This is a genomic window from Streptomyces sp. NBC_01267 (assembly GCF_036241575.1).
GTDB lineage: Bacteria > Actinomycetota > Actinomycetes > Streptomycetales > Streptomycetaceae > Streptomyces.
Genome location: NZ_CP108455.1, coordinates 2,956,834 through 2,973,907 on the forward strand (window position 1 = coordinate 2,956,834; position 17,074 = coordinate 2,973,907).

Genomic DNA, 17,074 nt, shown 5'->3' on the forward strand with positions numbered 1-17,074 from the left:
CCCCGACGATTTCCTGAAGATGTCAGAAAGCTGTCAGGAAGCCGTGGCGCGGTGATGGTCCCGGGGCTCGCGGGCGCCCGTACCCGGACGGACGTTCCTAGACTCACCGTCATGTGTGCGCATGTGGTGGTGGCCGAGGACGACGAGAAGCAGGCCGAGCTGGTCCGTCGCTATCTGGAGCGCGAGGGGCACCGTGTGGTGGTCGTGCACGACGGACGGGCGGCGCTGGAGGCGGTCCGCGGGGTCACGCCCGACCTGCTCGTGCTGGACGTGATGATGCCGAGGACCGACGGTCTGGACGTGTGCCGGATCCTGCGCGCCGAGCCGGAGTTCGCCGCGCTCCCGGTCCTGATGCTGACCGCCAGGTCGACCGAGGACGATCTGCTGCTCGGCCTGGATCTGGGCGCCGACGACTACATGTCCAAACCGTTCAGCCCGCGCGAACTGATGGCCCGGATCCGTTCGTTGCTGCGGCGCGGCGGTCACGGGCAGCGGGCCGCCGCCGATCCCGTACTGACGGTCGGCGCGCTCACCGTGGATCCGGGCCGCCACGAGGTGTGGGCGCACGGGCGGCGGATCGACTGCACCCCGGGCGAGTTCCGGCTGCTCGAAGTGCTGGCCTCGCGACCCGGCCAGGTCTTCACCCGCGCGCAGATCCTCGATCATCTGCACGGCTTCGACCGGTACATCACCTCGCGGACCGTGGATGTGCACATCATGAATCTGCGCCGGAAGATCGAGCGCGATCCGCGCAGGGCCGACTGTCTGGTGACGGTGTACGGGGTCGGCTACAAGCTCGCTGACAGCGGCCCGCGGGCGCCTCAGGAATCGCAGGAGCCTCAGAAACCTCAGGAGCCTCAGAAACCGCAGGAGCCTCAGGAGCCGCACCGTGCCCGGTGAGGTGCCGCTGCGGCGCAGTCTGCTGCTGCGGCTGCTCGCCGTGTCCGCGCTGGTCGGCGTCTGCTCGGTGGCGGCGACCGCCTGGCTGGTGATCCGCACCACCGCCGTCGCGATCCAGCAGGAGCAGGGCCAGGCGCTCGCCGACGACGCCCGGGTCTACGACGCGCTGCTCGGGTACGCGGCGAGCCACCCCGACTGGGACTCGGTGGCCGGTACGGTCGCCTCGCTGGCCCGGCTGACCGGCCACCGCATCGTGCTGACCACCCGGGACCATGCTCCGGTCGGCGACTCCGCCCCCGATCCCGGCCGCCCGTACGAGCCACCCGCCAAGCCCACGGCGGTCATCGACCCACTGGCGGTCGACCCGGAGCTGCTGCCCGGCTCGGCCCCCGACCGCATCGATCCACGGGCCGTGGGGCCCTTCCGGCTCCCGCCGGGGGAACGGGCCCGGCTGCGTACCGCCGCCGAGCGTTCCGCGGCCTGTCTGCGCACCACGCTGCACATCGACGCGCAGGTCGTCGAGGGGCCGAGCGGGCGCCCACGTACGGACTCCGCGAACGGCCCGCTCACGCCCGGTGTCCGGTGCGCCGCCGAGGAGTTGGCCGGGCCCACCCCCACCGAGGCCGAGGCGCTCGCCGCGCTCAACAGGCTGGTCGACACCTGCCTCGCGCGCGGCCGGGCGCCGGGGGTGCGGCTCGCGCTGGACGGCAGCTGGACGCCGCGCGACCCGCGCGCGACGACCGATCCCTCGCTCGTCACCTCGTGCGTCGACCGGAGCCGCACCGAACAGCTCACCCCCTATGTCGCCCCCGCCGCCCTGCTGTACGTCAGCAGTCCGGGCCGCAGCGCGACGACCTTCTTCGACCTGTCGGCGGGCAACCGGGCCCGGATCGCCGGGGGCGCCGCGCTGGTCCTGCTGGTGACCTTCGCGGTCACCACCCTGGCCGGGGTACGGCTGGTCAGGCCGTTGCGGGCGCTGACGGACGCGGCGCAGCGGATGGAGCGCGGGGACGCCTCGGCCCGGGTACGGGTGACCGGCGGCGACGAGATCGGACGGCTCGCGCTGGCCTTCAACTCCATGTCCCGGCGGCGTGAGCAGCTGGAGGCGGCCCGCACGGCGATGGTCAGCGATGTCGCCCACGAGCTGCGGACTCCGCTGAGCAACATCCGCGGCTGGCTGGAGGCCGCGCAGGACGAGGTGGTCCCGCACGACGACGTGCTGCTCGCCTCGCTCCACGAGGAGGCGCTGCTGCTCCAGCACCTCATCGACGATCTGCGGGACCTGTCGGCGGCGGACGCGGGCGAGTTGCGGATCCGTACGGAACGGACCGAGGTGGCCGAACTGCTGGCCCAGACGGCCGCCGCCCACCGGGGCGGGGCGGACGGCGCCGGGGTGTCGCTCGTGGTGTCGGCGCCCGACGGCCTGGAGCTGGAGGCCGACCCCGTACGGCTGCGCCAGGCGGTCGGCAACCTGCTCACCAACGCCGTCCGGCACACCCCGCCCGGCGGCTCGGTCACCCTCCGGTCCCGGCGGGAGGGCGACGTGGTGCTCATCGAGGTGGCCGACACGGGTACCGGTATCGGGCCCGGTGAACTGCCGCAGGTCTTCGACCGGTTCTGGCGGGCGGAGAAGTCACGCAGCCGTCGGACGGGCGGAAGCGGTCTGGGGCTGTCGATCGTACGGAAGCTCGCCGAGGCGCACGGCGGGTCGGTCACCGCGGAGAGCACGGTGGGGGCCGGGTCGGTGTTCACGCTGCGGTTCCCGGCGGACGCGGGGGTGCCGACCGGCCGACCCCGACCGCCGACCGGGGGTGACCCGGCCGGCGGTTGAGGGCTGAGGGCTGAGGGGCCGTGGACCGTACGGTCAGCCGTCCAGCTCGGTCAGCGTCGCGTTCGACGGGGCGCGCCTCGACTGCAGGTCGCGGGCCACGTCCTCGGCCGCCCGCAGCACCCGTACCGCGTTCTGCCAGGTCAGCTTCGCCAGGTCCGTCTTCGACCAGCCGCGCCCGATCAGCTCACCGATCAGGTTCGGGTAGCCCGCCACGTCCTCCAGGCCCGCCGGGGTGAAGGCCGTGCCGTCGTAGTCGCCGCCGATGCCGATGTGGTCGACGCCCGCGACCTCACGCATGTGGTCGAGGTGGTCGGCGACCGTCGAGGGGGTGGCCACCGGGCGGGGGTGCGCCTCCTCGAAGGCGCGCTGGACCTTCATGCCCGCGGGCGTGGTGTTCAGGTGGTGCAGACCGTGGGTGCGCATGTTCTCGTCCGCGCGGGCGGTCCACTCGACCGCCTCCGGGAGGATGAACTTCGGTACGAAGGTGGCCATCGCGATGCCGCCGTTGGCCGGGAGCTGCGCCAGCACGTCGTCCGGGATGTTGCGGGGGTGGTCGCAGACCGCGCGGGCCGAGGAGTGCGAGAAGATCACCGGCGCGGTGGAGGTCGCCAGCGCGTCGCGCATCGTCGAGGCCGCCACGTGCGAGAGGTCCACCAGCATGCCGGTGCGGTTCATCTCGCGTACGACCTCGTGGCCGAAGGCGGTCAGCCCGTGGGCCTTCACGACATCGGTCGCCGAGTCGGCCCAGGCGATGTTGTCGTTGTGGGTCAGCGTCATGTACCGCACGCCCAGGGCGTGCAGGGCGCGCAGCGTGCCCAGCGAGTTGTTGATGGAGTGGCCGCCCTCGGCGCCCATCAGCGAGGCGATGCGGCCCTGGCTCCTGGCCGACTCCATGGCGTCGGCGGTCAGCGCGCGGACCAGGTCGCCGGGGTAGCGGTCGAGCAACTGGGCGACCACGTCGATCTGTTCCAGCGTCGCGCTGACCGCTTCGTCGCCCGTCAGGTCTGTACGGACGTAGACCGACCAGAACTGCGCGCCGACGCCGCCCTTGCGCAGCCGGTGCAGGTCGGTGTGGAGGTGGCCCGTCTGGTCGCGGGCGATGTCCATCCGGTCGAGGTCGTAGCGGACGTTCTCGCGCAGCGCCCACGGCAGGTCGTTGTGACCGTCGACGACCGGGTACTCGGCGAGCAGATCAAGCGCTTCGGTGAGGTGATTGCCCATCAGGAGCCTCTCGTCTCTACTTTTCCGGATCCGAACGTTCTACTTCCCGAATCCGAAGGAGCCCGCGCCCTGGACCTTGGCCCGCAGCCGCTTGCCCTTCTCGGTCGCCTGGTCGTTCAGTTCCTGCTGGAACTCCTGCATCTTCACGAGGAGTTGGGGGTCGGACGCGGCCAGGATGCGGACCGCGAGCAGCCCGGCGTTGCGGGCGCCGCCCACCGAGACCGTCGCGACCGGGACACCGGCCGGCATCTGGACGATGGAGAGCAGGGAGTCCATGCCGTCGAGGTACTTCAGCGGTACGGGAACGCCGATCACCGGCAGCGGGGTGACCGAGGCGAGCATGCCCGGCAGATGGGCCGCGCCCCCGGCGCCCGCGACGACCGCCTTGAGGCCCCGCCCGGCCGCCTGCTCGCCGTACGTGATCATCTCGCGGGGCATCCGGTGCGCCGACACGACGTCGACCTCGTACGGAACGCCGAACTCCTCCAGGACGGTGGCCGCCGCCTCCATGACCGGCCAGTCGGAGTCCGAACCCATGACGATGCCTACTACAGGAGAGGTCATTCGGTGATCGTCCCTCGCAGATATCCGGCGGCATGACGGGCGCGCTCCAGCACCTCGTCGAGATCGTCGCCGTAGGTGTTGACGTGGCCGACCTTGCGCCCCGGCTTCACGTCCTTGCCGTACATGTGGATCTTGAGCTGCGGGTCGCGGGCCATGCAGTGCAGGTACGCCTGGTACATGTCCGGGTAGTCGCCGCCGAGGACGTTGCCCATGACCGTCCACCGGGCGCGCGGGCGCGGGTCACCGAGCGGCAGGTCCAGGACGGCCCGGACGTGGTTGGCGAACTGCGAGGTGATCGCGCCGTCCTGGGTCCAGTGGCCGGAGTTGTGCGGGCGCATCGCGAGTTCGTTGACGAGGATGCCGGGTTTGCCGTCCGGTCCCCGGGTCTCGAACAGCTCGACCGCCAGATGGCCGGTCACTCCGAGCTCGGCGGCGATCCGCAGGGCGAGCTGCTGCGCTTCGCCCGCGAGGTCCTCGTCGAGGCCGGGCGCGGGGGCGATCACGGTGTCGCAGACGCCGTCGACCTGCTGGGACTCCACGACCGGGTACGCCACGGCCTGGCCGTGCGGGGAGCGGACGACGTTGGCCGCGAGCTCCCGTACGAAGTCGACCTTCTCCTCGGCCAGCACCGGGACGCCCGCCTTGAAGGGCGCCTCGGCGTCCTCGCGGGAGCGTACGAACCAGACGCCCTTGCCGTCGTAGCCGCCGCGCACGGTCTTGAGGATGACCGGGAGGCCGCCCACCTCGTCCGCGAAGGCCATCGCGTCGGACGGGTCCGAGACGATCCGGTGGCGGGGGCAGGGCGCGCCGATCTCGGTGAGCTTCTCGCGCATCACCCCCTTGTCCTGGGCGTGCACCAGCGCCTCGGGGCCCGGCCGGACGGGGATGCCGTCCGCCTCCAGGGCCCGCAGGTGCTCGGTCGGCACATGCTCGTGATCAAAAGTGATCACGTCGCAGCCGCGCGCGAAGGCGCGCAGCGTGGCCAGGTCGCGGTAGTCGCCTACGACGACTTCGCTCACCACCTGGGCCGCCGAGTCCTGGGGGGTGTCACTGAGCAGCTTGAATCTGATGCCGAGGGGGATGCCCGCCTCGTGGGTCATACGGGCGAGCTGACCGCCACCGACCATGCCGACTACGGGGAACGTCACGTATCCCAGGGTATCCGCAGGCCGGCCGAGGGCTCGCCACCCGTACCCGGTCCGCGAGAGGCACCCGAAGGGGGAACTGGTTAGCATGGGCATGTTGACTCGATCACATGGGTGAGTCGACTCAACCGACCGAACGGGGCCAGCGACCACCATGAGCGATTCCGGCGGCGTGCGGACGCGGGTGCGACGGCTCTGGCGGGAGGTCGCCAAGTTCGGCCTGGTGGGGGCTCTGGGCCTGCTGGTCAACATGGCGGCGTTCAACCTCCTGCGCCACACGACCTCCCTGCAGGTGGTCCGGGCCAGCCTGGTGGCCACCGCGCTCGCGATCGTCTTCAACTACATAGGCTTCCGGTACTTCACCTACCGGGACCGCGAGAAGAGCGGGCGGGCCAGGGAGATGACCCTGTTCCTGCTGTTCAGCGTGGTCGGCGCGGTCATCGAGAACGGGATCCTGTACGCGGCGACGTACGGCGCCGACTGGAACTCCCCGCTGCAGAGCAACTTCTTCAAATTCTTCGGCATCGCCGTCGCGACGCTCTTCCGCTTCTGGTCCTACCGCACCTGGGTGTTCCGGGCACTGCCCGTGCGGGACGGCGCTCCGGTCGCGGAGCCTCTCGCCCGCTGAACCGCCTCACCTGATCGTCGGCTCGGGGTTCTCCGCGGGCGGCGGCGGGTTCTTGGAGACCCGGCTGAGGAAGAGCGCGAAGACCGGCGGGTGCTGCTGGAGCATTTCCAGCCGTCCGCCGTCCGCCTCCGCAAGGTCACGCGCCACGGCCAGCCCGATGCCGGTGGAATTGCGTCCGCTGATGGTCCGCTCGAAGATCCGCGCCCCGAGGTCGGGCGGTACGCCGGGCCCCTCGTCCGTCACCTCGACGACCGTCTGGGTGCCGGTGACCCGGGTGCGGACCGCCACGGTCCCGCCGCCGTGCATCAGCGAGTTCTCGATCAGTGCGGCCATCACCTGGGCCACCGCGCCCGGGGTGCCGATGGCCTGCAACCCGCGCTTGCCCGACTGCACGATCGCCCGCCCGGCGCTGCGGTACGCCGGACGCCACTCCTGGAGCTGCTGCTTCACCACGTCGTCGAGATCGAAGGTGACGGCAGAACCGGTGCGCGGGTCACGGGAGTTGGTCAGCAGCCGCTCCACCACGTCCGTCAGCCGCTCGACCTGGGTCAGTGCGATGGTCGCCTCCTCCTTCACCGTGTCCAGGTCGTCGGTGAGGGTGATCTCCTCCAGGCGCATGGAGAGCGCGGTCAGTGGCGTACGGAGCTGGTGCGAGGCGTCGGCGGCCAGCCGCCGTTCCGCGGTGAGCATCCTGGTGATCCGCTCGGCCGACGAGTCCAGCACGTCCGCGACCCGGTCCAGCTCGGGCACCGCGTACCGCTTGTGCCGGGGGCGCGGGTCGCCGGAGCCGAGGCGCTCGGCGGTCTCGGCGAGATCGGTGAGCGGGGAGGCCAGCTTGTTGGCCTGGCGTACGGCGAGGAGTACCGCCGAGACGATCGCGAGCAGCGCCACCGCGCCGATGATGAGCAGGGTGCGGCCGACCTCGCGGGTGACGGTGGAGGCCGGTTCCTCGACGGTGACGTGCTCGCCGTGGCCGCCGGTGGCCTTCCCGCGGATGACGCCGCCCTGCGGCTCGGTGCCGAGCCGGATGGTCTGCTTGCCGGGGATGGTGATCACGGCGTAGCGGTCGACGGCGACCTGGTCCCGCAGGATCGCCTGGGTGACCCGTTCGTCGCCGACCAGCCGGCTCTCGACGATGCTCGCCAGCCGCAGCGCCTCCGAGTCCACGCTCTCCTGGGCACTGCTGTTGATGGTGCGCGTCTCGACGATGACGAGCGAGACACCGAAGACGGCGATCACGACGAGCACGACGGCGAGCGTGGAGTTGATGAGTCGGCGGCGCATGCCGTCAGTCTCGCAGCCGGAGCTCCCCGGAAGGGATCAGCTCTTCTCGAAGCGGAAGCCGACGCCGCGCACGGTGGCGATGTAGCGCGGGTTCGCCGCGTCGTCGCCGAGCTTCTTGCGCAGCCAGGAGATGTGCATGTCGAGCGTCTTGGTGGACGACCACCAGGTGGTGTCCCAGACCTCACGCATCAGCTGGTCCCGGGTGACGACCCGGCCCGCGTCCCGGACCAGGACCCGCAGCAGGTCGAACTCCTTGGCCGTGAGCTGGAGTTCCTCGTCCCCCATCCAGGCGCGGTGCGACTCGACATCGATGCGCACCCCGTGGGTGGCGGGCTGGGGGGTGGTCTCGGTGGCGCCGCGCCGCAGCAGGGCCCGTACGCGGGCCAGCAGTTCGGCGAGGCGGAAGGGTTTGGTGACGTAGTCGTCGGCACCGGCGTCCAGGCCGACCACCGTGTCGACCTCGTCGGCGCGGGCGGTGAGCACCAGGATCGGCACGGTGTGGCCCTCGGCGCGCAGCCGCCTGGCCACCTCCAGGCCGTCCATTCCGGGCAGACCCAGGTCCAGCACGACCAGGTCGACACCTCCCTGGAGGCCGGCGTCGAGCGCGGTGGGTCCGTCCTCCCGCACCTCGACCTCGTAGCCCTCCCGACGCAGTGCGCGGGCCAGTGGCTCCGAGATGGATGCGTCGTCCTCGGCGAGCAGTACACGGGTCATGAGGGTGATGGTAGTCCGCGACAGGTACTGCTCGTGAGGCGATCGACAAGCCCTTCGGATACAGAATTAATGTCGAGCATTTCCTTTGAATTGGCTGGCTGGTTTCCGTATCCACCTGTGATCCATCTCTCAAGTCCTTCCATATGCCCCAGCTTGCTCTTTATGGTTGCGATACGTCTGTAACAGTATTCGGGGCTCTTTGACCCGCTATAGAGCGGCAAAGGCCCCTTTTCTGTACCCGGTCGACTCTGTCGGCCGGGTACAAAGTGACTGACCTAGCGGCCGGGCTCCGCGTGCGACACAGCACGCGGGGCGTGGATCCCGGTGTGGTCTTCCCCTTCGGCACGGATCCATTCCGGCCGGCCCCCGGACGTGGGCGCGGGAACGAGCCATACCGGTGCCGGCCTCCCCCCACAGGGCGCACCACCGACTGCGGCGCGTCCCGAAAAGCAAGGAACGACCATGGCGTCAAGCCTGACGAAGGACCCGACCGGCGCCCCCGGTGCGGAGAAGACCTTCTTCGGCCACCCCCGCGGCCTGGCAACACTCTTCATGACCGAGATGTGGGAGCGTTTCAGCTTCTACGGCATGAGGGCCCTGCTCCCCCTGTACCTCGTCTCCAACAGCGGTCCGCACCTGAGCGTGGCCACCGCCACGGCGATCTACTCGATCTACCTGGCGATGGTCTACCTGCTCGCGATGCCCGGCGGCTGGTTCGGCGACCGGGTCTGGGGCCCCCGTAAAACGGTCACGATCGCGGCCTCGGTGATCATGGTCGGGCATCTGACGCTCGCCCTGCCCAGCACCGGCGCGTTCTTCGCGGGCCTCGCCCTCGTCGCGTTCGGCTCGGGACTGCTGAAGGCCAACATCTCCACGATGGTCGGCCATCTCTACAAGGGTCCGGACGACCCCCGCCGGGACGGTGGCTTCACCGTCTTCTACATGGGCATCAACCTCGGCGCCTTCTTCGCGCCGCTGGTCATCGGCACCGTGGGCGAGAACGTCAACTGGCACTTCGGCTTCGCCCTGGCGGCCGTCGGCATGGCGCTGGGACTCGTCCAGTTCCTCGTCGGCACCCGCCACCTGAGCGCGCGCAGCAGCGTCGTCCCGAAGCCGCTGTCGGTCCAGGAGCGCAACGCCACCCTGACCAAGGGCCTGATCTGCCTGATCGTCGCCGCGGTGTTCTACGGCATCGTCGTCTTCGGCGGTCTCTTCACGGAGAAGTGGGCGCTCTACCCGATCACCGTGCTCGGCCTGCTCATCCCGATCGGTGTCCTGGTGCGCATCAAGCGCGACAAGGACCTGTCCGGCCTGGAGCAGAAGAAGATGTCCGGGTACATCTGGTTCTTCGTGGCCGCTGCCGTCTTCTGGATGATCTACGACCAGGGCGGCTCCACGCTGTCGCTCTTCGGCGACTCCTCCACCACGAACACCCTGTTCGGCTTCCACTTCCCGACGTCCTGGTACCAGTCGGTGAACCCGGTCTTCATCATGGCGCTGGCCCCGGTCGTCGCCTGGATCTGGCTGGCGCTCAACCGGAGGGGCAAGGAGCCGAGCACCGTCGTCAAGTTCGCGTCGGGTCTGTTCCTGATCGGGGTGTCGTTCTTCGTCTTCATGCTGCCGCTGATGTCGACCACCGACGGGTCGAAGGTCAGCCCGATGTGGCTGGTGGCGATCTACTTCATCCAGACCGTCGGTGAGCTCTGCCTCTCCCCGGTCGGGCTCTCCGTCACCACGAAGATGGCCCCGGCGAAGTACGCCAGCCAGATGATGGGCGTGTGGTTCCTCGCCGTCACGGCGGGCGACTGCTTCACCAGCCTGATGTCCCTGGCCGGCGTCAACCTCGACAAGTCGGGCATGGTCGGCCTCGAAGCCGCGATGGCGGTGGTCGCGGCCTTCGCGGTCTGGATGTACCGCGGCAAGGTGAAGGAACTCATGGGCGACGTCCGCTGACGCCGTCCTGAACACGGGCGAGGGCCCGGCCGCACCGGTTGATCCGGTGCGGCCGGGCCCTCTCCTGTAGCGGGGTACGTGGCGTGCACGGGTCAGCGGGTGCCGCGGAGCCTCCGCCACGGGGTGAAGGTGAACACCGCGCCGCCCAGCAGGATCGCGGTCCCGGCCACCAGGCCGAGCGCCCGCAGGCTGCCGTTGTCGCTGGCACCGGTCTCGGCGAGTCCACCGCTGCTGCTGGTGCTCCCGCCGGTGCCGCCCGCGGTGGTGCCGCCGGTCGACGTACCGCCGGAGGCTCCGCCCGGCTGGGCCGAGGTGTCGAGCTCCAGCGAGACGCCGACGTTCGCCGGCGGGGTGCAGGTGGTGGTCGTACCGAGCGCCTTGACCGTGAGCACGCCGGGGCTGAGCGTCGACTTGCCGTCGGCGCCCGGCTTGTACGTACCGGTCAGGTCAGGGATCGCGATCGGTGCGCCCTGCTTGAAGCCCTCCTTGTTGGCCGGGCCCACGACATGGACGGTGCCCTTGTCGGAGCCGCCCAGTTTGACCTCCATCGAGGGAACGACCGCGCCCGCGGGGATGTCGACCGGGCTGTCCATCACGGACTTGGCGAAGTTCACCGTGAGGCCGTAGGAGCCGCCGTCCTTCTTGGCGCTGATCTTCACCGGGGAGGTGGCCTTCTTGTCACCGATGGGGGTCTTGCAGGTGTAGGCGACATCGACCTGCTTGCCGGGGAAGTCGGTCGCGCCCCCGCCGGTACCGCCGGTCGTCGTGCCACCCGTGGACGTCCCGCCGGTGGTCGTGCCCCCTGTGGTGGTACCGCCGGTGGTCGTCCCGCCCGTGTCCGTACCACCGGTGGTCGTACCGCCGGTGGTCGTACCGCCGGTGGTGGTGCCACCCGTGGTCGTACCGCCCGTGGTGGTACCGCCCGTGGTCGTCCCCCCGCCGCCGTCCGTCACCTTGATGGTGACCGACTTCGGGACGGTCTCCTTCGGTGTGCACTTGGTGTCCGTGGAGATCGGCTTGCTGACGTTGATGTTGTACTGGTCCGCGGTCAGCGTGACGTCACCGGCCGTGGTCAGCTTCAGCTTGCCGGTCATGTCGGACAAGAGCATCGGGCTGCCCTTGGCGATCGGCGGATTGGTCCGGGGCCCCTGCATGGACAGGTCGGCGGTCTGCGCCCCGGCCACCTTGACGGTGCCCGTGGGCTGGACCGTGTCGGCGGCCAGGTCGAGGATGTTCGGATTGTTGGAGGCGGCGGAGACCGTCTTCCACACCACGTCGACCTCGTCGCCCACTTTTGCCGTCGCGGGCGCCGTGATCTCCACTTTGGTCGTGCCCTCGATGGGCGGCAGGCCGGAGATCGCCGGGGGTATGCACTCGGTCTTGTACGAGATGTCTGCGGCCTGGGCGGGGCCCGCGGCCAGCACGATTCCCGCGCCGCCGAGCATCAGCGCGAATCCCGCCGCGCTCATCCTCCGTTGTCTGGTCACGAATGTCCCTTCGTCGGATGGTTCTCAGACGGTGCGGTGTCCGGGGTGAACCACGGAAGAACCGTGGCGGTCTGGGGTTCCGGCCCGTCGGCGGGTGCCTTCGGCGCCTGCTCGGGCCTGCGGAACGCGGGTATCTTCACGGTGAGTTCGGGCAGCAGCCCGGTCCGGTGGCGCCCGGCGCCAGGTCCGCGCCCGGTCCGCGGCCGGACCTTGTCGACCACCGCCATGCCGATACGGAACACCGCGGCCGGCACGACCACGCACAGCAGCAGCCAGAAGAACGTGACGCCCCAGGGACGCCCCACCCCCCACGGCTGCTCGATCAGCACCTTGCCGCTGTACCTGACCGCGATCTGGTAGTCGCCGTGTGCTCCTGCCGACAGTTCGGTGTCCAGCTTGATCTGCGCCTTCTTGCCGGGCGCGATCGTGCCGTGCCACTGCCGGTCCTCCCACTGGGGCGCGAACACCCCGTGCGAGGTGCCGAGCGAGAAGAGGGGGTCCTTGACCGGTGTCGAACCGAGGTTGCCCACCGTGAAGACGATCTGCCGGCTGGGCGGTGCCCCGAACCAGGTGAGGATCCCGCTCGACCCTTCGAGCCGGGCGGCGGACAGCACCGCGAGCCGCCCGCCCGCCGGGGCCTCGGGGAGGGGCGCCACCGGATGGCCCGCCACCTTGAACACCACGTCGGCGGCGGCCGGTTCACCGGTCACCGTCGCGATGTGCACCACGCAGGGGCAGGGCTTGGGCGGCTCGGCGACCGGCAGCTTCTTGTCGAAGGTGCCCTTGGCGTCGGTGGTCACCGCGCGCCCGTCGGCGTTGGCGCAGGCGTTGGTACCGCCGATCACGCCGCGGCCGGGCGCGGACTGACCGCAGATCAGCATCATCAGCAGGGCGTGCGGGCGCCAGCCCGTGCCCTTGACGGTGATGTCGCCGCCCTTGCCCGCCTGCTGCTGGGAGAGGGTGGCGCCCGGACCACCGTCCGCGACGGCGCCGGTGGCCGGGAGGAGGACCAGGGCGGGGAGCAGCGTCAGGGCCGCCCCCCAGACTCCCAGGTTCCGCAGGGTCCGCAGGGGCTGGGGAGCCCTCGGGGACCGGACGGGTTTGATCTTCACGTTGCCGCTCCCGCCGTAGCCGGTTCGCTGTTCTTCACGTGCGTTTCGTCATTTCCGTCGGCCCCGTCGGCTCCGTCGCCATTTCCGTCGGCCCCGTCGGCTCCGTCGCCGCTGTCCGACCCGGCGGCAGGCGCCCGTTCCGGTTCCGCAGGCCGTCTCCGGCGTACGAACCACGCCCCGGCGCCCAGTGCGACGACGGCCGCGAGACCGGCCACCCACGCCCAGGGGACGAACACCGCCGAGGCCGTTCCGGTGCCGTGGGCGCCGCCTCCCGCCGTCAGCGTCACCCGGACCCGTACCGAGTCCAGCGCCGGTGGGTGCGGCCACTTCTCCGTGAGCCGCACACGCTGGCCGGGCAGCACTTCCATCGGCAGCGCGTGCGGGGCCCGGTGCAGTACACGGCCGAACAGGCCGTCGGCGCGGACTTCGAGCTTCGGGGTGAGGGCGGTGTTGCCGCGGTTCACCACGGTGTAGCGGATGAGCCCGCGGCCCTTGTCGACGCCGACGTCCTCGACGGTCAGCGCCGACAGCGTGGGCCCGCTGACCCGCAGTTGCACCCGTACCCCGGCCTGGCGCCCGCCCGCCGACGCCACGATCGCGGCCGGGTGATCGCCCGGTGCGGCCGTGGCGGGGACGGTGACGCTGAACGGGACGTCGGCCCGGGTGCGCGCCGGGAGTTTCACCGTACGGACGGCGGGGGTGATCCACGAGTCGTCCGTACCGCGGATCGCGAAGGCACCGGACGCCGTGTTGTACGCCTCGGCCCCGCGCAGCCGTACCGACACCGGTTTCGTGCCCGGGTTGGTCAGCGTCAGGGTGTCCTCCAGTACCGTTCCCGCCGCGCCCTCCAGGTAGAAGTACGGGCGGCCGTCCTCGCCGGGCCTGCTCCCGCCGCCGGACGCGGGAGCCGCCGTCCAGGCGTGATCGCCCGCGGCGGGACCCGCCGCGTGGGCGGGTACGAGTGCGGACAGGGCCGAGCACAGCAGCACGGCGGCTGTGAGCGCGGCGGAACGGACGATGCGCGTCGGCATGAAACGACTCCCGGGTACCGGCTTACGCGAGGACAGGCGAGGACACGCGGACACCGGACCTCAGGCCGGCCGGCCCCGCCGGGTCAGCCAGAGGACACCCGCGGCGCCGGTCAGCAGGACGGTCCCGCCGAGCGTGCCGAGCGCCATCGTGGAGTCCAGCGGTCCGGTCTTCGGCAGGTCGCCGCCCGACGCGCTCTGGGAGGTGCCACCGCTCGTACTGCTGCCGCCGGAACTGCTGCTCCCGCCGGTACCGCCGCTCGCGCCGCCGCCCGAGCCCGCGACCGTCAGTTCCAGGGAAGGCTTGGGACTGTTGGACGGGGTGCAGGTGGTCGTCGTCCCGAGCGCCTTGATGGTGAGCGTCGAGGCGGTGAAGGTGACCTTGCCGCTCTTCTTGGGCGTGTACGTGCCCGTCAGAGTGCTGATCTTGATGGGGGTGTTGGCGGGAATGGCCGCGTCGTTGGCCGGTCCCGCGACCGCGACCGTGCCGCTCTCCGCCCCACCCAGCTGGATGAGCGCGTTGGGCTTCATGGCACCCTTGCCCAGCTCCACCGGGCTGGAGGAGACGCCCTTCTGGAAGGACATGCTGAGGGTGTAGCCGCTGCCGCTCTTGACGCCCTTGATGTCGATGGGCGAGACGGCTCCTTTGTTCCCGATCGGCGTCTTGCACTGGTAGTTGACGTCCACGACGTCGGCGTGGGCCGCCGGTGCGGTCATCAGCACCACCGAGCCCGCGACCGCCGCCGCCAGCGCAAACGCTGTCCGCTTCTGGTACGACACCTCGTGTCCCCTTATGCCGGATGCCGCCGCTAAGTTACTGACGACACATCAGATTGGGCGCTCAAGGTACGCCCGGGGCCTTGCCGAGGGAAGACAAAGAGCGCACCGGATCGGTGCGCTCTGGGGGATGCGGGACAACAGGGGCGGACACCGGGAGCTCAGGCGCTCCCGTGCGCCGGTCGTACGGACTGCCGTGCGGGCCGTTCCGCCCTCAGGCGGGCGCGGCCAGCTCCGCCCAGACCATCTTGCCGGGCCTGCCCGGCGTACGGACGACTCCCCAGTCCAGACAGAGCCGCTCGACGATGAACATGCCGTGCCCGCCGGGGCGGCCCGCCCGGTGCGGGCTGCGCGGCGCGGGCTGGCCCGCGCCGCGGTCGCTGACCTCCAGGCGGAGCACCTTCGGCCCGTACGAGACGCGCAGCTCCTCGGGGCCCTCGGCATGCAGACACGCGTTGGTGACCAGCTCGGACACGACCAGCAGGACGTCCTCCGCCGCGGCACGCCGGTCGGCGCTCGCCGCGGGCAGCCAGGCCCAGTCGTACAGCGCCTGCCGCGTGAAATCGCGCGCCAGCGGAACGATGCCGCTGGCGCTCTGCAAGGAGAGCGTGCGGATGCGGCCGTCGGCGGACACGGTCGAGGCTGGTCCGGCGCTGTCGCGCTCGGGGCCGAGGTCCCCCGGCGGCTGCTGCCGGGTGGTGCTCATCAGCGCTTCACCTCACCGATTCACCAGTTCAAAAAGTCAGCGTTACAGGGATTGCGCAGGGACTCCTGCCCTGCCGAATGGTGACAACACTCATTTTCTTTCGACAGAGTGTGCGGATCAGTCGCGCAGTGCGTCTTCCAGGCAATCGTGCACGGTGAAGACCGCCTCGGCGCCTGTGATCTCGAACACTCTGGCCACCACCGGCTGCATCCCCGCCAGATGAACCCCGCCCCCGGCGGCCTCCGCCTTGAGGCGGGCCCCCAGCAGCACGTTCAGGCCGGTGGAGTCGCAGAATTCCAGCTCCGAGCAGTCGATGACCAGCCGGGACCGACCCCGCTCCAGAGCCCTGTCCAGCGGCTCGCTCAGCAATTCGGCGGTGTGGTGATCCAGCTCACCCGCCGGGGTCACGACTTCGCTCCGGCCTTCGGACCGGACTCCGACCTGAAGCCGGCCCCGGTTCGCGCTGCCGACCGTCCCGCGGTCCATGTCCGTCCCTCTTCACCGTGTTGGAGATGTCGTTGACGTGCGAGAAAGACTACGCCCTCCGCGCGCCGTCCGGTACCCGAACAACGCCAACGAACCATCACAATACGGACATTCGATACTTGCGCTGGTCCCTCACTAGCCGATAGGGGTAGGAGCGACAGCATTCGAACACGGCCGGCTTTGGAGGCGCCGCTACACCGCTGACACGCAGGCATCGGCAGCCATATGCCGAGAACCATGGAGGACGCCATGTCACCCCGGCTCGACGAATCCCACAGTGATCCGTCGAAATTTCAGACTACCCAGCCCAACCGGATCGAGTCCGGAATCGAGGATCTTCCCGAGATTCCGCCGTACGACGAGGTGGGCCCGCTGGATGCCAGGGCCCTGTCGAAGACGCTCTTCGCGCGTCTCGAATCCCTCGAAGAGGGAACACACGATTACGCGTACGTACGCAACACACTCGTCGAACTGAACCTGGCTCTGGTCAAGTTCGCCGCCTCCCGCTTCCGCTCCCGCAGCGAACCGATGGAGGACATCATCCAGGTCGGCACCATCGGCCTGATCAAGGCGATCGACCGGTTCGAGCTCAGCAGGGGCGTCGAGTTCCCGACCTTCGCCATGCCGACCATCATCGGCGAGATCAAGCGCTTCTTCCGCGACACCTCCTGGTCGGTCCGGGTACCGCGCCGCCTCCAGGAGCTCCGTCTCGACCTCGCCAAGGCGGGCGACGAACTCGCACAGAAGCTGGACCGCGCCCCGACCGTGGCGGAACTCGCCGCGCGCCTCGACCTCACCAGGGAAGAGGTCGTCGAAGGGATGGCGGCGAGCAACGCGTACACCGCCAGTTCTCTCGACGCCCAGCCCGAGGAGGACGAGTCCGAGGGCGCGCTGGCGGACCGGATCGGCTACGAGGACCACGACCTCGAAGGCGTCGAGTACATCGAGTCGCTCAAGCCCCTCATCGCCGGACTGCCCTCGCGCGACCGGCAGATCCTCTCGCTGCGGTTCGTCGCCAACATGACGCAGTCGGAGATCGGCGAGGAACTGGGGATCTCACAGATGCATGTGTCGCGGCTGCTGTCGCGCACGCTGGTGAAGCTGCGCAAGGGGCTGACCCTGGAGCAGTGACGCACCGCCGCGAGGAGCCCGGGGCTCCTCGGTGGAAGAGCCGGTCCCGCTCGTCGGGACCGGCTCTTCCACGTAGGGAGACTGCTCCTCCGTGTAGGAGACGGCTC

16 protein-coding genes are annotated in these 17,074 nt (G+C 70.2%); 5 read left to right on the plus strand and 11 right to left on the minus strand.

Annotated features, from left to right (window positions below):
• Nucleotides 1-111: 111 nt before the first annotated feature.
• Together OG709_RS13450 and OG709_RS13455 are read left to right on the plus strand one after the other, a co-directional pair.
• Nucleotides 112-900: a response regulator transcription factor gene (locus OG709_RS13450; protein ID WP_266642819.1), complete on the plus strand. Its 789-nt coding sequence runs from the start codon at nt 112-114 to the stop codon at nt 898-900.
• Nucleotides 890-2,731: a sensor histidine kinase gene (locus OG709_RS13455; RefSeq protein ID WP_250302167.1), complete on the plus strand. Its 1,842-nt coding sequence runs from the start codon at nt 890-892 to the stop codon at nt 2,729-2,731. Before OG709_RS13450 ends, OG709_RS13455 begins: the two co-directional genes overlap by 11 nt.
• A 33-nt stretch (nt 2,732-2,764) precedes the next feature.
• On the opposite strand, the gene OG709_RS13460 is transcribed toward OG709_RS13455, so the two are convergent.
• The 3 genes from OG709_RS13460 to OG709_RS13470 are packed head-to-tail and all read right to left on the minus strand — an operon-like array spanning nt 2,765 to nt 5,664.
• Complete coding sequence (locus OG709_RS13460; RefSeq protein ID WP_329166234.1) at nt 2,765-3,952, minus strand: dipeptidase; 1,188 nt, start codon at nt 3,950-3,952, stop codon at nt 2,765-2,767.
• A 39-nt stretch (nt 3,953-3,991) separates the two neighbouring features.
• Nucleotides 3,992-4,516 (minus strand): 5-(carboxyamino)imidazole ribonucleotide mutase, encoded by a 525-nt coding sequence (gene purE, locus OG709_RS13465; RefSeq protein WP_250302165.1) that lies wholly within the window; start codon nt 4,514-4,516, stop codon nt 3,992-3,994.
• A complete protein-coding gene (locus OG709_RS13470; RefSeq protein WP_250302164.1) occupies nt 4,513-5,664 on the minus strand; it encodes a 5-(carboxyamino)imidazole ribonucleotide synthase in 1,152 nt (383 codons plus the stop codon). Before OG709_RS13470 ends, purE begins: the two co-directional genes overlap by 4 nt.
• A 151-nt stretch (nt 5,665-5,815) precedes the next feature.
• Between OG709_RS13470 and OG709_RS13475 the strand changes: the two genes are divergently transcribed.
• The gene (locus tag OG709_RS13475) at nt 5,816-6,289 is read left to right on the plus strand and encodes a GtrA family protein (protein WP_250302163.1); all 474 of its coding nucleotides are present in this window, start codon (nt 5,816-5,818) and stop codon (nt 6,287-6,289) included.
• 6 nt (nt 6,290-6,295) lie between these two features.
• On the opposite strand, the gene OG709_RS13480 is transcribed toward OG709_RS13475, so the two are convergent.
• Together OG709_RS13480 and OG709_RS13485 are read right to left on the minus strand one after the other, a co-directional pair.
• Entirely contained in the window at nt 6,296-7,573 is a 1,278-nt protein-coding gene (locus OG709_RS13480) for an ATP-binding protein (RefSeq protein WP_250302162.1), read from the minus strand.
• 36 nt (nt 7,574-7,609) lie between these two features.
• Nucleotides 7,610-8,287, minus strand: a complete 678-nt coding sequence (locus OG709_RS13485; RefSeq protein WP_250302161.1) for a response regulator transcription factor — start codon at nt 8,285-8,287, stop codon at nt 7,610-7,612.
• 462 nt (nt 8,288-8,749) lie between these two features.
• Here OG709_RS13485 and OG709_RS13490 point away from each other — a divergent pair, with 462 nt between their 5' ends.
• Nucleotides 8,750-10,240, plus strand: a complete 1,491-nt coding sequence (locus tag OG709_RS13490; protein ID WP_329166240.1) for a peptide MFS transporter — start codon at nt 8,750-8,752, stop codon at nt 10,238-10,240.
• A 92-nt stretch (nt 10,241-10,332) separates the two neighbouring features.
• On the opposite strand, the gene OG709_RS13495 is transcribed toward OG709_RS13490, so the two are convergent.
• The 6 genes from OG709_RS13495 to OG709_RS13520 form a co-directional block, all read right to left on the minus strand.
• On the minus strand, nt 10,333-11,709 hold the full coding sequence (locus OG709_RS13495; RefSeq protein ID WP_329166242.1) for a hypothetical protein: 1,377 nt from the start codon (nt 11,707-11,709) through the stop codon (nt 10,333-10,335).
• Nucleotides 11,710-11,723: 14 nt separating this feature from the next.
• Nucleotides 11,724-12,797: a hypothetical protein gene (locus OG709_RS13500; protein WP_374211297.1), complete on the minus strand. Its 1,074-nt coding sequence runs from the start codon at nt 12,795-12,797 to the stop codon at nt 11,724-11,726.
• Between the two features lie 38 nt (nt 12,798-12,835).
• On the minus strand, nt 12,836-13,870 hold the full coding sequence (locus OG709_RS13505; protein ID WP_329166244.1) for a COG1470 family protein: 1,035 nt from the start codon (nt 13,868-13,870) through the stop codon (nt 12,836-12,838).
• A 60-nt stretch (nt 13,871-13,930) separates the two neighbouring features.
• Nucleotides 13,931-14,647 (minus strand): peptidase, encoded by a 717-nt coding sequence (locus tag OG709_RS13510; protein WP_250302157.1) that lies wholly within the window; start codon nt 14,645-14,647, stop codon nt 13,931-13,933.
• Between the two features lie 211 nt (nt 14,648-14,858).
• Entirely contained in the window at nt 14,859-15,350 is a 492-nt protein-coding gene (locus tag OG709_RS13515; protein ID WP_250302156.1) for an ATP-binding protein, read from the minus strand.
• Nucleotides 15,351-15,467: 117 nt separating this feature from the next.
• Entirely contained in the window at nt 15,468-15,836 is a 369-nt protein-coding gene (locus tag OG709_RS13520; RefSeq protein WP_250302155.1) for an STAS domain-containing protein, read from the minus strand.
• A 237-nt stretch (nt 15,837-16,073) separates the two neighbouring features.
• On the opposite strand from OG709_RS13520, the gene OG709_RS13525 reads away from it, so the two are divergent.
• On the plus strand, nt 16,074-16,967 hold the full coding sequence (locus tag OG709_RS13525; protein ID WP_250302154.1) for an RNA polymerase sigma factor SigF: 894 nt from the start codon (nt 16,074-16,076) through the stop codon (nt 16,965-16,967).
• Nucleotides 16,968-17,074: the final 107 nt, after the last annotated feature.

Coding starts and splice junctions, on each gene's coding strand:
- OG709_RS13460 (WP_329166234.1), bottom strand. CDS start 3,952: ATGGGCAATCACCTCACCGAAGCGCTTGATCTGCTCGCCGAGTACCCG.
- OG709_RS13520 (WP_250302155.1), bottom strand. CDS start 15,836: ATGGACCGCGGGACGGTCGGCAGCGCGAACCGGGGCCGGCTTCAGGTC.
- OG709_RS13525 (WP_250302154.1), top strand. CDS start 16,074: ATGGAGGACGCCATGTCACCCCGGCTCGACGAATCCCACAGTGATCCG.
- OG709_RS13490 (WP_329166240.1), top strand. CDS start 8,750: ATGGCGTCAAGCCTGACGAAGGACCCGACCGGCGCCCCCGGTGCGGAG.
- OG709_RS13480 (WP_250302162.1), bottom strand. CDS start 7,573: ATGCGCCGCCGACTCATCAACTCCACGCTCGCCGTCGTGCTCGTCGTG.
- OG709_RS13515 (WP_250302156.1), bottom strand. CDS start 15,350: ATGAGCACCACCCGGCAGCAGCCGCCGGGGGACCTCGGCCCCGAGCGC.
- OG709_RS13505 (WP_329166244.1), bottom strand. CDS start 13,870: ATGCCGACGCGCATCGTCCGTTCCGCCGCGCTCACAGCCGCCGTGCTG.
- OG709_RS13475 (WP_250302163.1), top strand. CDS start 5,816: ATGAGCGATTCCGGCGGCGTGCGGACGCGGGTGCGACGGCTCTGGCGG.
- purE (WP_250302165.1), bottom strand. CDS start 4,516: ATGACCTCTCCTGTAGTAGGCATCGTCATGGGTTCGGACTCCGACTGG.
- OG709_RS13485 (WP_250302161.1), bottom strand. CDS start 8,287: ATGACCCGTGTACTGCTCGCCGAGGACGACGCATCCATCTCGGAGCCA.
- OG709_RS13450 (WP_266642819.1), top strand. CDS start 112: ATGTGTGCGCATGTGGTGGTGGCCGAGGACGACGAGAAGCAGGCCGAG.
- OG709_RS13495 (WP_329166242.1), bottom strand. CDS start 11,709: ATGAGCGCGGCGGGATTCGCGCTGATGCTCGGCGGCGCGGGAATCGTG.